The 14,323-nt window shown below is 62.8% G+C and carries 12 protein-coding genes and 2 pseudogenes; 6 read left to right on the top strand and 8 right to left on the bottom strand.

Annotation, left to right across the window (positions count from 1 at the left end; all coding sequences use genetic code 11):
* The first annotated feature begins 69 nt into the window (after positions 1 to 69).
* Positions 70 to 1,446 (top strand): dihydroorotase, encoded by a 1,377-nt coding sequence (locus tag MUK72_RS06490; RefSeq protein WP_244704980.1) that lies wholly within the window; start codon positions 70 to 72, stop codon positions 1,444 to 1,446.
* A 157-nt stretch (positions 1,447 to 1,603) separates the two neighbouring features.
* Here MUK72_RS06490 and MUK72_RS06495 read toward each other — a convergent pair whose 3' ends face one another.
* Positions 1,604 to 2,020: a DUF3830 family protein gene (locus MUK72_RS06495; protein WP_004055326.1), complete on the bottom strand. Its 417-nt coding sequence runs from the start codon at positions 2,018 to 2,020 to the stop codon at positions 1,604 to 1,606.
* A 238-nt stretch (positions 2,021 to 2,258) separates the two neighbouring features.
* Here MUK72_RS06495 and MUK72_RS06500 point away from each other — a divergent pair.
* From MUK72_RS06500 to MUK72_RS06510, 3 genes and pseudogenes are all read left to right on the top strand, one after another.
* A pseudogene (locus MUK72_RS06500) lies at positions 2,259 to 2,837 on the top strand (malate synthase); the annotation flags it as partial.
* Positions 2,838 to 2,885: 48 nt separating this feature from the next.
* The gene (locus tag MUK72_RS06505; RefSeq protein ID WP_244699519.1) at positions 2,886 to 3,716 is read left to right on the top strand and encodes an IS5 family transposase; all 831 of its coding nucleotides are present in this window, start codon (positions 2,886 to 2,888) and stop codon (positions 3,714 to 3,716) included.
* 211 nt (positions 3,717 to 3,927) lie between these two features.
* Positions 3,928 to 4,698, top strand: a pseudogene (locus tag MUK72_RS06510) (malate synthase); the annotation flags it as partial.
* 134 nt (positions 4,699 to 4,832) lie between these two features.
* On the opposite strand, the gene MUK72_RS06515 reads toward MUK72_RS06510, so the two are convergent.
* From MUK72_RS06515 to MUK72_RS06540, 6 genes are all read right to left on the bottom strand, one after another.
* Positions 4,833 to 5,279 carry a universal stress protein gene (locus tag MUK72_RS06515; protein ID WP_244704982.1) on the bottom strand — a complete coding sequence of 149 codons (447 nt, stop codon included), beginning with the start codon at positions 5,277 to 5,279 and terminating at the stop codon, positions 4,833 to 4,835.
* 95 nt (positions 5,280 to 5,374) lie between these two features.
* Entirely contained in the window at positions 5,375 to 6,745 is a 1,371-nt protein-coding gene (locus MUK72_RS06520) for a uracil-xanthine permease family protein (protein WP_244704984.1), read from the bottom strand.
* Positions 6,746 to 6,958: 213 nt separating this feature from the next.
* Complete coding sequence (uraH, locus tag MUK72_RS06525) at positions 6,959 to 7,309, bottom strand: hydroxyisourate hydrolase (protein ID WP_004055321.1); 351 nt, start codon at positions 7,307 to 7,309, stop codon at positions 6,959 to 6,961.
* Positions 7,310 to 7,313: 4 nt separating this feature from the next.
* Positions 7,314 to 8,294 (bottom strand): factor-independent urate hydroxylase, encoded by a 981-nt coding sequence (gene pucL / locus MUK72_RS06530; RefSeq protein ID WP_004055319.1) that lies wholly within the window; start codon positions 8,292 to 8,294, stop codon positions 7,314 to 7,316.
* 262 nt (positions 8,295 to 8,556) lie between these two features.
* The gene (gene uraD, locus MUK72_RS06535) at positions 8,557 to 9,060 is read right to left on the bottom strand and encodes a 2-oxo-4-hydroxy-4-carboxy-5-ureidoimidazoline decarboxylase (protein ID WP_004055317.1); all 504 of its coding nucleotides are present in this window, start codon (positions 9,058 to 9,060) and stop codon (positions 8,557 to 8,559) included.
* Positions 9,061 to 9,926: 866 nt separating this feature from the next.
* Complete coding sequence (locus tag MUK72_RS06540; protein WP_004055316.1) at positions 9,927 to 10,685, bottom strand: IclR family transcriptional regulator; 759 nt, start codon at positions 10,683 to 10,685, stop codon at positions 9,927 to 9,929.
* 299 nt (positions 10,686 to 10,984) lie between these two features.
* Between MUK72_RS06540 and MUK72_RS06545 the strand changes: the two genes are divergently transcribed.
* Positions 10,985 to 12,685 (top strand): thiamine pyrophosphate-binding protein, encoded by a 1,701-nt coding sequence (locus MUK72_RS06545; RefSeq protein ID WP_244704986.1) that lies wholly within the window; start codon positions 10,985 to 10,987, stop codon positions 12,683 to 12,685.
* A 48-nt stretch (positions 12,686 to 12,733) separates the two neighbouring features.
* Positions 12,734 to 13,705, top strand: a complete 972-nt coding sequence (locus tag MUK72_RS06550; RefSeq protein WP_004055313.1) for an NAD-dependent epimerase/dehydratase family protein — start codon at positions 12,734 to 12,736, stop codon at positions 13,703 to 13,705.
* Between the two features lie 18 nt (positions 13,706 to 13,723).
* On the opposite strand, the gene MUK72_RS06555 is transcribed toward MUK72_RS06550, so the two are convergent.
* Positions 13,724 to 14,323: an HD domain-containing protein gene (locus MUK72_RS06555; RefSeq protein ID WP_244704988.1), complete on the bottom strand. Its 600-nt coding sequence runs from the start codon at positions 14,321 to 14,323 to the stop codon at positions 13,724 to 13,726.

A 14,323-nucleotide genomic window follows, 5' to 3' on the forward strand; every position in this document is an offset into this window, starting at 1 on the left:
ATCAATTCGACCTACTGGCGAAATCGAACAGGCAAACGGTTTTACGTTGCTGGGTAGAATCGGTGGTCGATGCCGGTTGACACAGTAATTTCGAACGGGACCATCGTGACGAGCGAGAGCGTTTTCGATGGTGCCGTCGCGATAGACGACGGAACCATCGTCGGCGTTGGCAACGAGGAGACGCTGCCGGAGGCCTCGACCACGATCGACGCGTCGGACCGCCTCGTGATGCCTGGCGTCGTCGATCCACACGTTCACGTCGACGACCACGTTTCGCTCGATAGCTACGAATCGGCGACCAGCGCTGCCGCGCTCGGCGGCGTGACGTCGATCATCGACTTCGGCTGGCAGGCGTACGTCAGCGAGGACAGCGCCTGGGACGAGGAGAGCACGATCCGGGAGGGTGTCGAGCGCAAGCGCGAGAAGGCCGAGAACCCGGTGATCGACTTCAGTCTCCACGGCGGCTTCCTGCGCGAGGGTGAGGACGCCTTCGACGAGATCGAGGGGTTGATCGAGGACGGCATCACCTCGTTCAAGATGTACAGCACCTACGAGTTCGGCCTCTCGCACGGCTACATCCGCCGGGTGTTCGACGAGCTGGCGGATCTCGATGCCGTCGGGGTCGTCCACACCGAGGACCACAGCGTCTGTGAGTCGCTGACCGAGGAGTTCCGGAAGGCCGGACGGGACGATCCCCGCTGGCTCGCCGAGGCACGACCGGACTACGCCGAAGCGATGGCTGCCGACGACGTCGCCAGGCTCGCCAGCGAGACCGGTGCGCAGTACTACGGCTTCCACACGTCCTCCCGAAAGGCGGCGGACGCGCTCGCACGGTATCAGCGCGACGGGAGCAACATCCGTGGTGAGGCCTGCGTCCACCACACCACGCTGACGAAGGAGCTCTTCGACGAGATGGGCAACCTGCCGGAGCTGACGCCGCCGTTGCGGACCAGCGACGACAACGACGCTCTGTTCGAGCATCTCCGTGATGGTGCGCTGAGCGTCGTCTCGACCGATCACGTCGCCCAGACGCGCGAGCGAAAGGAGACCACCGAGTGGTGGGAGGATCCGTTCGGGGCCAACGGACTACAGGCGAGCCTCGCGGTGTTCCACGACGAGGCGGTGAACCGGCGCGGCTTCTCGTACCCGTTCCTCGTCCGGACGATGTGTGCGAACCCGGCACGGACGTTCGGCTTCGCCGAGAAGGGGACGCTCGATCCCGGCACCGACGCCGACATCGTCCTGTTCGATCCGAACGAGAGCTACACGATCACTGCCGAAGACAACGCCTCGGTCGCCGACTATTCGATCTACGAGGGTCGCAACGTGACCGGGCGCGTCGAAACGACGCTCGTCCGCGGCGAGGTCGTCGCCGACGACGGCGAGATCGTCGAGACCGGTCGCGGCGAGTTCGTCCCGCGCGAACGGCCCGACTGGAGCGTCTGAAGCGTCCGTCCGTCGACGGCTGATCGTTGCTCATTTTCGATGTGCCGATCACATGCATCTGCACGAGCGGTAGCGACCGGATCGAATTAATGAGACGGACCAGTAGGCCGTCGGCAAATCAAAAAAAAACGGGGACCGATGAACGCTCGCTGCCGGGTTAGACTTCGCGGATGGTGATGTCTTTCTGGCCGTTTTTGAGCGTGTCCTGTTCGAGCTCGTAGAGCTCCTGCTGGGTCGCATCGAGGTTCGCGACGTGGTTGCCAGCGAGTTCGCCGGCCGGGCTCTTGAAGCACGTCGAGCCACACGGGACGAGGATCTCCTTCTCGTTGCGGTAGCCCGGGTAGAGCAGGATGTCGCCGCGCGAGGGGTACACAGTATGATTCTCGCGGGGGACCTCCGGCAGTTCGATCTCGTCGATGTTGACCCACGTCGCGTGCCCGCTCCAGCGGACGTGCATCAGGTCCGATTCGAGCGGCAGGAAGTCGCGCATGGCCTCGACCGATTCCGGTGCCTCGTCTTCGAGCAGCTCGGCCGTGTAGACGTCGCCGCCGATGTCGAATTCCAGTTCTCCCATATCTCTGGAACCAACCGCCCCTCTGATAAGGATTGTGAATCACTGTGACTGACTCTCGCTGGATCGAGAGACAGACATCGATCGTGGGGCGATATCCCACGACGACGGTTCGTTCGACGATATCGAAACTTACACGTACTGCTCGAACCACATGATAATTGCAAGATGACTGTCACGGGCCGTCCGCTGCTGGACAGTTCTCGATCCACTGGTTACAGAGATGACCACTGATATACAGATGACAGGGAAAACTCACGACAAGCGACTCCACGAGCGACAGTTCGTGCGGACGTTTTTCACCTCGCCGACGGCGGTCGAGGGCGAGGAGGACTCGGCGAAGATGATCCGCAGCGCGAGCGAGCTGCGCGGAATGCAGGCACCGGACGTGTGGGTGCCGGACAACGAGGACGCGACCGCACCGTCGATGCGCGACGAGGGTGCAGCGAACATCGTCGAGGTGCTCTCGGAGAACGGCGACGAGTTCCCCGGCGAGATCCACCCGCGGGTGGTCTGGCATCGCGACAGCCCCGAGACGCGCCATCAGGGGCTCAAGCGGATGCTGTCGATCGCCGACCCCGAAAAGGGAGCCGTCGAGAACCTCGACGGGTTCGTGATCCCCGAGGTGGGTGGAATCGACGACTGGAAGAAAGCCGACGAGTTCATCACGATCGTCGAGCACGAGCACGGGCTCGAAGAGGGGAGCCTGGCGATGTCGGTGATCGTCGAGTCGGGCGCGGCGGAGCTCGCGATGGGCGAGCTGCGCGAGGAGATGGGTAAGCCGACCAATAATCTTGCTCTGTTGATCGCCGGTTCCGTCTGGCGATTCTATCGTTGAGTTCAGGGGAATTGGACGCCCTCTTGCGGTATGGAGCGGTTACGACAACGCGCGAAGAAGTATCGAAAACTTGCCAAAGAACACGTGGAGGATCCAGACGCGCCTGCCGTCGCCGACGAAGACGGCGACGGCGACGGCGAGCACGCTGAGTGGAACAAAATCGCGTTACTGCTTCTGCGCGAAGACATCGGAAAGCCGCTCCGTCATCTCGAAGATTATCTCAACGAGATGCCCGGGATTCTCGACGTGTTCGGGTTGGAGAAGTCGCCGGATCACACGTCGTTCTGCAATTGGGAGAAGGAGATCTCGATGCGGACGCTCCGCAGCCTGCTCCGCAGAACGGCGGAGCAGGCTGGCTTCTCGGGAACTGGAGCAATCGATGCCAGCGGCTTCCAGCGTGGTCAGGCAAGCCATCATTACCGCAAGCGGGCGGATTACTCGTTTCAGGCGATGAAAACCACGGTTCTGGTTGACACGGAGTCGTTGGTGATCAGGGACGTTCATTTCACGACGAAGAAGGCCTACGACGGGCATATCGGGTTGCAGGTCTTCCGGCGGAACGCCGGAGACCTGCGGGAACTCCTCGCGGATAAGATGTACTCGTGGAAAGAGCTTCGAGAGAAGTGTCGGAAAGAAGCCACGCGTCCGGTCATCAAGCACTGTGAGCAATCCCCGTTGCAGAAGGCTCACAACGCCCGGATCGACGATGACCTCTACAATCAGCGGTCAATGAGCGAAACCGTCTTTTCGATGCTGAAGGCAGATGATGGCGAAAATCTCCACACAAGGACGTGGCACGGGCAATTTCGAGAGCTGACTCGGAAGTGCATAATCCATAACCTCTCGCGGGCGGTCGGCTAACGCCGCCGCCCGCTCTTTCTCTGTCAGATGGTCTGAGAGGCATCACCAGCGATACGCCGATCCATCCGCCGATCTTTATCAAATCTGTTAATTCTAACCCAACCGCAAATCTATGTTTTTGCATCGTGTGTCACGTCGAATCATTGGTTAGAGCCGCTAAGAGTTGTATTCAGCTACCCCACCCCTTCGCTGTCTGTCGATCAACAGAGCAAATAATCTGGAGCGGCTGTTCATGCTGGTCGACGGCGAGGTCGACTACACGAAAGACATGCGCGCGATCACGCCCACCGGAAACCTGCCGGCGTGGCCGGAACTGCGCCACAACACCTCGCGCGGTGCGAGCGCGGCGGGTCTGATCTCGGTCGACGGTCCCTACGACGACATCCGGGACGTCGAGGGCTACCGCGAGCGCATGACCGCCAACCAGGCCAAGGGGATGCTCGGCATCTGGTCGCTCACTCCTGGCCAAGTGGTCGAGGCCAACAAGTCGGGACTGCCCCCCGAGAGTGGGCGATGGCTGCTCGACGACGGCAGCCAGCAGGTCACGCTCGAAAGCGACGGTGACACGGAAGTGTACACGGGCGATCGGCTCTCGCTGTCCGAGAGCGGCGACGGCTACACGCTGACGGTCGGGAGCGACGACCGCCATCTCGACGAGGAGGAGCTCAGCGAGGCACTGCTCGACATGGTCGAGTACGTCCCGAGCATGGACGACATCGTCGACTCGATGGAGCAGTTCGAGGAAGCTCGTGATGCGGGGACCGGTGCGATCGCGATGGAGCGCGCCGCCACCATCGAGATCGACGGCATCTCGGTCGACGTCGCGAACGACCGGATGTGGGACGAGGCGACCTATCAGGCGTCGATGACGCCCGTGAGCCTCTTCCAGGACGTCTACGAACATCGCCCGGACCAGCACGACGAGCTCGAAGAGCTCTACAGCCCCGACGTCGTCGCGCGTGCCACCGACGTCGGCAACTGAACCGGTCCGGCTTTCCTTTTCGTTCGCGATTTTCGGTGTGCGATCCTATCGACTTCTGAGAGTTATCTGCCAGGACGGCGGAGTGACTATCCGTTTTGATTCGTTCTGACGAGGAGTAGGCCGCGCGGGTCGATTCAGTCCGTACGGATCGTCACGGTCCCGTCGAACTTGAGGAGAACCGACTGGGCGAGATCGCCGAAGAGCGCCTTGCCCGTCGGCGAGCGTTTCCGGCCGCTGATGAAGATGTGGTCGCAGTCGCGCTCGTGGGCGAGCTCGAGGATCTGCTCTTCCTTGTCGCCGAGCATGCCGACGGCCTCGTACTCGACGTCGAGGCCCTCGAACATCTCGGTGCCGATGTCCTCGGCGAACTGTCGTGCGCCCTCGCGTGCCCGTTTGCCGCTGTAGCCGACGTTTCGTTCGGGGATGTCGGCCATCGAGGTGGCATATTCGCTGAACTGTTCCTCGGTCGTGACGTGGAGCAAGAACAGCTCGGCCCCGACACCTTCGGCGAGCTCGCCGGCTTCTCGCACGAGTTTCTTCGTCGATTCGGTTCCTTCGACGACCACGAGCGCTCGTTGCATGCTACGTGATCCGGGAGATGGGATGGTAAATCTACCGGTGGTGTCGTTATTTAAAATAACTGATTTCTTTGGGCCGATATCGCGATCGCCGGCGATCAGTCGTCGACTTCCGTGGCGGCGACGTCCGTCTCCGGCGAGTTGTCGACGGGGTTCGACTGCGGGAGCAGGACGTTGAGGATGAGCGCGGTGAACCCGCCCATGACGACGCCCGACCCCATCAGCGGCTGGACAACCTGGGGGAGGTTCTGCACGAGTTCGGGGCGGAAGGTGACACCCAGTCCGAGCGAGGCTGCGGCGGCGATGATGGTCGTGTTGCGCTGGGTGAGCGAAACCTCACGGTGGATGATGTTGAGCCCGCTGGTGAAGATCTGTGCGAAGAGGATGAGCGTCCCGCCACCGAGGACGGGATCGGGCACCGTCGTGATGATTGCGCCGACCTTCGGGATGAACCCACCGACGAGGAGGATCACACCACCGATACCGACGATGAATCGGCTGGCGACGCCGGTGAAACTGATCAGACCGACGTTCTGTGCGAAGGAGGTGTTCGGGAACGCGCCGAAGATGGCCGCGATGCCGCTCATGACGCCGTCACCGAGCAGCCCGCCGCGGATCTGGCTGTTCGATGCGTTCCGTCCCGTCTCGGAGACGATCGCGGAGATATTGCCGATCGTCTCCATTGCCACGATGACGTACACGGCTGAGATGGCGATGATCGCCCCCGGATCGAACGCGATGCCGAACTTCAGCGGGATCGGGACCGCGAACCAGCTCGCCTGTGCGACCGGTGCGAAATCGACCATGCCGAGGAACACCGCGACGACGTAGCCGAGGAGGATGCCGAAGAACACGCTCGCGATGCGGAGGATACCACGGAAGAACTGATTCAACGCCAGTATGACCAGGAAAACGAGCGCCGCGACGCCGAGGTTCATCAGCGAGGCGTAGCCCGCCGCACCCGGACCGGAGGACGCGCCGGCCGCGTAGTCGATCCCCGTCGGGATGAGCGTCAGCCCGATGAGCATCACGACGATGCCGTTGACCAGCGGTGGAAAGAGTGGCTTGAACCGCTCGTAGTTCGCCCCGATGAAGACCTGGAGGAGCGAGCCGACGAGCGCCGCGCCGAATATCGTCGCCAACCCGGCGTTGTCGGCGATGAGCTGCAGCGTGCCGAGGAACGCGAAACTCGTCCCCATCATGATCGGGAGTTTCGCGCCGACGGGGCCGGCGGGATAGGCCTGGATCACGCTCGCGACACCTGCGACGATGAGTGCCATCTGGACGAGGAACGTCGTCTCACCGGTCGCGAGCCCGATCGCGGATGCCATGATGAGTGGCACCGCGATGTTCCCGAGCACCATCGCGAGCACGTGCTGGAACGCCAACGGGATCGCTTCCCCAAGTGGGGGTTTTTCCTCTATATCGTAAACGACGTTCGACGCGCTGGTTTCATCTGACTGTGTCATACATTCCCTGACCATGAGTCCCGCTTACGACCACTTAACAATGATGATTTTCACGGATACGCGTTCGATCGACCGTTATCTATATGGAAAATACCTAACGGATCGCTGGCCATGGACCGTCGGCTAGCACCATCGGTGAGCACGGAGTAACGCCGGCGCTATCGGACTGTACCAGCGAAAACGCGACCGTTCGGCATGGTCGCGACTGCGTCGTTAGCTGCCGCGATACGTCGTGTAGCCGCCGGGTGAGAGCAGCAGTGGGACGTGATAGTGCTCGTCGGGCTCCTCGATGACGAACCGGACCGGCACCGTCTCCAGGAACGTCGATCCCGTTTCGCTGCGGCGGTAGTAGTCGCCGACATCGAACTGGAGCTGGTACGTTCCAGCTTCCATCTCGTCGGGTGTCAGAAGCGGCTCGTCGAGGCGACCGTCGTCGTTGGTCGTCCCGTCGGCGAGCGTTTCGGCGTCGCCGTCGGAATCCAGCCGCTGGAGCGTCACCGTGACGCCCTCGGCGGGTCCCTCCCGGCTCGTGTCGAGTACGTGCGTCGTGAGCTCTGCGGCCATCTGTTTACTGCTCTTCGAGGTCGTCGCGGTCCATCGAGAACTGCTGGTAGCCGGTCGGTCGGGCCGGCTCGCGCAGCACTCTGACGTCCTCGTCGCCGTCGATCTCCTCGCGAACGGCGATCCAGGTCTGGTTGTTGGCCTCGAAGTTGACCGATTCGAGCTGCGGGAACCGTTCGAGAACGCGCAGGCCGACCTGGTAGATAAGGTCCTGGATCGACTGCGAGTAGACCTCGTCGAACATGACGTGGGCGATGTCGCGGACCTGCTCGGGGGCGACGTAGCGCTGGGGCTCCTCGCCGAGGCAGTCTTCCGGATCCTCGTAGTTCCAGAAGATGTCCATCGAGATGTACAGCGTGCGGTCCTCGCGCTCGGGCAGTGTCGTGTGCTCGTCCTGGACGTAGTCCGTGAACGAACTGCCCTTCACCTTGACCAGCTGCAGGTCGGTGATGCCGCTGTTCTGCTCTTCGATCTGCGGGCCGTCGTCGCCGCGGGTGAGGTAGACCTCGCCGAAGCCGGACTCGTTCTGCGAGACGCGGAAGACGAGCTCGCTCGGCTCGAAGTCGCCGTCGTCGGTGGGGACGTCGAGCTCGTCGAAGGGGATCTGGTCGGCCGACAGCTGGATCGCCTCGATCTGGGGGTACTGGTCGAGGAACTCACGGCCCGTGAAGTCGAGGAACCCCTCGACCGTCGCGCCGTCGTACTCGCCCAGCTGGTACTGGACGAAGTTCTTCATCGTGTCCGTCGCGACCAGATCGGTGTTGTCGGCTTCCTTGAAGTTCTTGAAGAACTTGTCGCCCTCGAGTCGGATACGAACGTCCAGACCGAGCAGCGTGTTGTCGCGACCGTCGAACGACGATTCCGGGATCGTCCGGACGTTTTCGAGCGGCGTCGCGTAGGTTCGGTAGATACCGATTTTTTCCTTCCCGTAGTTCATCAGCCGCTCGCCCTCCTCGGGTTCGGGTTCACGGTGTTTGTTGGTCGTCATACGCAGTTGTGTGGTTATGCCACCCACTACAAAAGCTTTTATACTCGATTCATCATGAGGTTTAGGCGTTTCGCCGACCGATCCGAACCGGAGCGAAGCGTCCCGACTCGGCCTCTGAAACTACCCGTCACGCACTTCCCGATCGGCGCTGTCGGGAATCGAACGCAACGGGGCGGCCCGAACGGGCACATCGGCGAGTAAAACGAGCGCACCTCTTTCCCGTAACTTTCTCGGGCCCTCGCGACCCATACGCGAACGATTCCTAGTCCTCCACCATGTCGTCGAGGCGGAGCCGTGCGATCTCGTGGACCTCGTCGAGGGCGGTTCGGAACTCCTCGTCAGTGGTGTGTTCGACGCGCTCTTCCATCGCGCTCCGGATCGTCTCGGGCGACTCGTCGTTCACCGACATGATGAACGGGAAGCCGAATTTCCCCTGATACCGGTCGTTCAGTCGCTGAAACGCCTCGTACTGTTCCGGCGTGAGCTGATCGAGCCCGGCGGACGCCTGCTCCTGCTCGGAGGCGTCGGTCATCTCGGTCTGCTCACCGAGATCGGGGTGGGCCTTGAGCAGCTCCCGCGTGCGCTCCTCCGAGGCCTCCTCGACGGTCGCCTCGAAGGTCTCCTGCAGATCACCGACCGACGAGAACGGCTGTGCCGACCGGCTCCGCTCGGCCACCCACGGCGACGTCTCGTACACGCTGCCGAAACGGTCCACGAACGCGTCCTCGTCGAGCTGATTCGCTTCCTCCAGAGTGAGTTCGGCCATGACTGCTGCCCGTCGGCCCGCCGGCCAGTTAAAACTCACCCTTCACCAGCGAACGACGGGAGCGACATAATACAGTACCCGCACGCGTATGGGCACTGGCGTTTCGGCTTCCGATATCCACCTTCGGTTTGTGACCATGATGATGTCTCATTTCGAAACACGTGTTTCTATACCGAACTATCGTCCGGGACCGTCGCCATCACACATCCGATTTGACGTATCGAGGTCTGCTTTCGCTTACCATCCGTGTCCCCGATGTCTTTGAACGTGAGGTATCGAGTCGAAAAAAGCGAACCACGCCGATGAAGCTCTCGAACCTGCTTTCTCGGTCGTCCGAACACGCCACTGCGTGCGTGATGGCGACGCCGATGCGGATTGCTTTCTGCACGACGACATAGCTGAGGAACCAACTATCAGTTCAGATAGCCTTCTTTTCGGAAATCGAAACACCGATCGTGACGGCCGAGTCGTGTCCCGCTCAGTTTCGGATGCTGGTCGTTCCCATGAATCAACCCGTGTCTCGGCCGTTCACGACTGTTCGGCAGTCGATCGTAGAGTGTACTGTCGCGGATCGATGCCCGCCATCGCCCGTCTTCGGTCGAAACGACTCCCTTGCCGCTGTTTTCACTGTTCGAAGCCAGGTCGTGATCCGAAAGTGAGGAGGTACGGCTGTGGAAGACGCGGGGTGGCTTTTTCGCACTCCTCGAACACTATGACAGCATGACTGTCGTCATAGAACTGCGCGTCATCGGGTGGGGGGGGGGGGGAGGAGAGGTAGGGGGAATCGTTCCGTCGTTCGGTGTTTTGCGGCGTCATCACCGTCGTCATCGACGTCTGCGGAACATCGGATGTCTGTACCGGCTTGGCTATCCGTGCGAGAGGTTTATCTCGATTTCGTTGACCGCACCGAGGAGCAGTTCGGGGAACTCCTCCGTCAGCGTCTCACCCGCCAGCCGGTTGGCCGGCCCGGAGATGCTGAGCGCGCCGATGGCGACGCCGCGATCGTCGGCGATCGGCGCACCGACCGCGTACAGGCCCGGAATGGACTCTTCTCGGTTGAACGCGTAACCCCGTTCCCGAATTCGTTCGAGATGCTCGAACAGTTCGTCGCCGTCGGTGATCGTGTCGTCGGTGCGAGTGGGCAATCCGTAGCGATCGACGATGTTGCCGACGTGTTCGAGCGGACGGTGGGCGAGGATCGCCTTGCCGGCCGCGTGCTGGTGGAGATAGCCGACGTCGCCCTCTCGGCTGTCGGTGCGGACGGACTGTGCCCCGCTCGCGCCGTAGAGATGGATGCTGCGTCCGTTTTCGGCGGTCATACACCACACCTTCTCCCCGGTGCGATCCGCCAGCTCGTCGACTTTCGCGTGCGCTTCGTGATACAGCGGCCGCCCGTTTCGCGCATCAAGACCGAGATCGAGGAATCGGAGCCCGAGCGAGTACCCATCGTTCTCGACGAGATAGCCACGCTGCACCAGCGTTCCGAGATGGCGATGGACGGTGCTTTTCGCCCGATCGAGATCGGCGGCGATCTCGCTCACGCCGGCGTCGTCGTGTTCGGCGATGTATTCGACTATCTCGAACGCCGTCTCGACCGTCGTCACCGGATTGGCCACCTCGTGCATGCTTGCTACTGTATCTCATCCGAGTTAGTTCTGTTCCCGTGAGCGAAACAGGTATTCGGATGGTCGGTAATCGAGTTCGTCAACGTCACTGTGGTTGTTCCCGACAGTTCCACGTCCGACGATTCACCGCTGGAGCTGCTCGATCCGCCGACGATACGGATCACCACACCGACCGATAGAAGGAAGTCGTTCCGTGCGAAGTTTGGTGTACTGTCACATGCATCGATGTCGATCCGGTTTCGCGAGCGCGAATACACACTCACCGGCTCGATACCCGCTGTGGACAGCCATTCCCAGTTATGACAACTGTCAGTACGGAGCTCGTCCGGACGCTGGAACGCCTCGACGTCGAGTATCTCTTCGGCTATCCCGGCGGGCGAGCCATCGAACTCCTCGAAGCGCTCGCCGAGTCGACCATCGAGGTCGTGCGTCCGCGCGACGAGCGCGAAGCGAGCGTGATGGCCGAGATGCACGGCCGCCTCCACCGCAAACCGGGCGTTCTCACCGGTCAGGGGCCCTGGATCGGCTCGATCGGCGCGATCGGCCAACTTGAGGCACGCCTCGGTTCCTCGCCGATGGTCGTGCTCACGGAAGCCTCCGAACGCGGCGAGTATTCGACGCTCGCGCCCTACCAGCAGGCCCGCGGCGACTACGGCGGGTTCGCACTGCCGAAGATCCTGGATGGCATCGCCAAGGAGTGGTGGTTCCCGCGGACGGCGAAAGAGACCCTCAGAACCACACAGCTCGCGTTCAAACACGCGACCGCCGGCCGGCCCGGTCCCACCGCGGTGATTCTCGACGGTGACGCCGTCACCGCCGAAATCCCAGAAACTGACGAGCCACCGACGCTCTGGCCGCCCGAAGAACAGGTCAGAAACTGGGAATCGCGCCCGACGGAGAGCGATGTCGAGCGCGCGGGCGAGCACCTCGCCACGGCCGAGCGATCGGCGATCATCGCGGGCAACGGTGTCCACGCGGCGGGAGCCTACGACGAACTCGAAGCCGTCGCCGAGCGCTACGAGGCGGTGGTGACGACCTCCTATCTGGGGAAATCGACCATCGCCGAGACGCACCCGCTCGCGGCGGGCGTCATCGGCTCGTTCGGTCACGAGGGCGCGAACCGGGCCGTGAGCGAGGCCGACACCCTCCTCGTGGTCGGCTGCCGGCTGAACCCGATGGACACCAACTGGGGTGCCGCGTCGTTCGTCCGGCCGGACGAGCAGACGATCATTCATGCCGATATCGATAGCCGCAACGCGGGCTGGGTCTACCCCGCCGACGTCGGGCTGATCGGCGACGCAAAGCGGGGTTTGAGCGCGCTCGACCGCGCCGCCGAGGCGTACGCACCGGGCAACGATTGGGCACGCGAGCGCGCCCGCGATGCTCGCGAGTCGTTCCGGGTAGCCGAATGCGACTCCGACGCCGAACCGATCAAACCACAGCGTGCGGTCACCGCGATCGACGGGATCGTCGACGAGAACACGCTCGTCACCGCCGACTCGGGCAACAACCGGTTCTGGTTGCTCAACTACCTCCAGACGCCTGCACGGCGAACGTACTTCGGCAGTGGCGGCGTCGGCGGGATGGGCTGGGGCGGTCCCGCGGCCGTCTCGGCGGCCATCACCACCGATCGGGACGTGGTCGCGGTCGCGGGCGACGGTGGCTTCGCGATGACGATGACCTGCGTCGAGACCGCGGTCGAATACGGCGTCGCGCCGACGTTCGTCGTCCTCAACGATACGGGTCTCGGGATGGTCCGCCAGATGGACGATTCGATCCCGGGCGTCGAGTTCCACGACACCGACTTCGTCCGGGTCGCCGAGGGGTTCGGCGCAGAGGGAACGCGCGTACGCTCGCCCGCGAATCTCGACGAAACGCTCGCCACGGCGAAAGCGGCCGACGTCCCCACGGTGGTCGACGTACGTATCGATCCCGACGAGGAGATGGCCGAGAAGCTCCAGTCGTCGTTCTACGAGTCGGTCGGCGGCCTCCACGAATAGTTCAGGGCGGCGGAACGCTTTTGCTGAACTCGTGCGACTGTCGAGGGGATGGGAGCCAACGAGACCGTCCTCGTCACAGGTGGCACCGGCTTCATCGGCGCGTACGTCGCGCGGACGCTCGTCGAGCACGGCCACGAGGTGATCGCCTACGATCGCTCGACGGACCCGCGAATCCTCGAAAAACTCGACGTCGCCGATCGGGTCACGATCCGCCGTGGCGACGTGAGCGACCCCACGGACGTGGTGAACGCGGTCGCCGAGACCGGTGCGACCCGGATCGTCCATCTCGCTGCACTGTTGACGAATGCGGTGGAATCGAACCCCCGGGCCGCCCTCGACGTCAACGTCCAAGGAACGAGCAACGTCTTCGAGGCGGCGCGCGCCCTCGATCACGTCGAGCGCGTCGCGTGGGCCTCCTCGGCGGCGATCTACGCTCCGCCCGCGAACTACGACGACGGCGGCGACTGGTGGGTCACCGAGGACGATCTCGTGGCTCCTGATACGCTCTACGGCGCGACCAAGGAGTACAACGAGCACCAGGCGCGCGTCTATCACGAGGAGCATGGCGTCGACCACGTCGCCATCCGACCCACGATCGCGTACGGTCCCTACCGCGAGACCGGTGGGTCGGCCTTTCTGGCGAATATCATCGAGAAACCGGCTCTCGGTGAATCGTTCGCCGTCGACTACGGCGATCAGGAAGTCGACTGGCAGCACGTCGAGGACATCGCGCAGGCATTCCGGCTGGCGACGTTCACCCCCGAAGACGATCTCTCCCGGCGCGTCTACAACGTCCGGGGCGAACTCGCCTCGGTTCGGGAGGCCGTCGACACGGTCCGGGAGATCATCCCCGATGCCGACATCGAGGTGAGCGACGAGGGTGAACTGCCGTGGACCCAGCGCCTTGATATGAGTGCTTTCCAGGAAGACACGGGTTACGAGGTCGAACACGATCTCGAAACCGGCTTCCGCAAGTACATCGACGTGCTCCGCGAGGAGCACGGGCTCGACCCGCTGTGAGGCGACCGTTTCGCCGGCTCAATCCGTCGTCTGGCTGTACTGCTCGACCCATTCCTGCAGAGTGATGCCCATCGCGGCCTGGGTGATGGCGTTCGAGGAGGCGGCGTTGGCGCTCTTGACGAGTTCGGCCTCCAGCGTGCGTTCGGGCACTTCGCCGAGGAAGTGGGGGATCGCGCGCTGAACGGTGAGAGGGACGCCCACCTCGTGGGCGAGCGCGTAGCCCGAGATCGAGTGGGGAATCACCCCGGAGGCGTAGCGCTCGCGATCGGTTCCCGCGAGCAGTTCGCTATCCACGTGATCGACGTATTCGTAGCATTTCCCGACGTCGTGGAGCAGGCAGGCCGCGACGACGACATCGATGTCGGGGTCGGCGTCGTGGAAATCGCGTTGCACCCGTGCCGATTCGAGTGCGATCTTCGTCACACCACGGACGTGCTCGACGTTCGAGACCTCGTGGATGTTCCACGCGTACGGGATGTCGCCGATCTCCCGCCAGCCACCGCGTTCGAGGCCGAGAATCCATGCTTTGACGACTCTTTCACGGAGGTCGTCGCTCGCGATCCGGTCGAGTTCCGGAAACGCCTCCCGAACCTGTTTCTCGTGATCCGTCTCAACCAT

It is taken from the genome of Halococcus dombrowskii, assembly GCF_022870485.1.
Taxonomy (GTDB): domain Archaea; phylum Halobacteriota; class Halobacteria; order Halobacteriales; family Halococcaceae; genus Halococcus; species Halococcus morrhuae.

Bases quoted from the DNA above. Each gene is read 5' to 3' on its own strand.
- MUK72_RS06490 (WP_244704980.1), top strand. From the start codon at position 70: ATGCCGGTTGACACAGTAATTTCGAACGGGACCATCGTGACGAGCGAG.
- MUK72_RS06495 (WP_004055326.1), bottom strand. From the start codon at position 2,020: ATGGGAGAACTGGAATTCGACATCGGCGGCGACGTCTACACGGCCGAG.
- MUK72_RS06505 (WP_244699519.1), top strand. From the start codon at position 2,886: ATGGAGCGGTTACGACAACGCGCGAAGAAGTATCGAAAACTTGCCAAA.
- MUK72_RS06515 (WP_244704982.1), bottom strand. From the start codon at position 5,279: ATGCAACGAGCGCTCGTGGTCGTCGAAGGAACCGAATCGACGAAGAAA.
- MUK72_RS06520 (WP_244704984.1), bottom strand. From the start codon at position 6,745: ATGACACAGTCAGATGAAACCAGCGCGTCGAACGTCGTTTACGATATA.
- uraH (WP_004055321.1), bottom strand. From the start codon at position 7,309: ATGGCCGCAGAGCTCACGACGCACGTACTCGACACGAGCCGGGAGGGA.
- pucL (WP_004055319.1), bottom strand. From the start codon at position 8,294: ATGACGACCAACAAACACCGTGAACCCGAACCCGAGGAGGGCGAGCGG.
- uraD (WP_004055317.1), bottom strand. From the start codon at position 9,060: ATGGCCGAACTCACTCTGGAGGAAGCGAATCAGCTCGACGAGGACGCG.
- MUK72_RS06540 (WP_004055316.1), bottom strand. From the start codon at position 10,685: ATGCACGAGGTGGCCAATCCGGTGACGACGGTCGAGACGGCGTTCGAG.
- MUK72_RS06545 (WP_244704986.1), top strand. From the start codon at position 10,985: ATGACAACTGTCAGTACGGAGCTCGTCCGGACGCTGGAACGCCTCGAC.
- MUK72_RS06550 (WP_004055313.1), top strand. From the start codon at position 12,734: ATGGGAGCCAACGAGACCGTCCTCGTCACAGGTGGCACCGGCTTCATC.
- MUK72_RS06555 (WP_244704988.1), bottom strand. From the start codon at position 14,323: ATGGTTGAGACGGATCACGAGAAACAGGTTCGGGAGGCGTTTCCGGAA.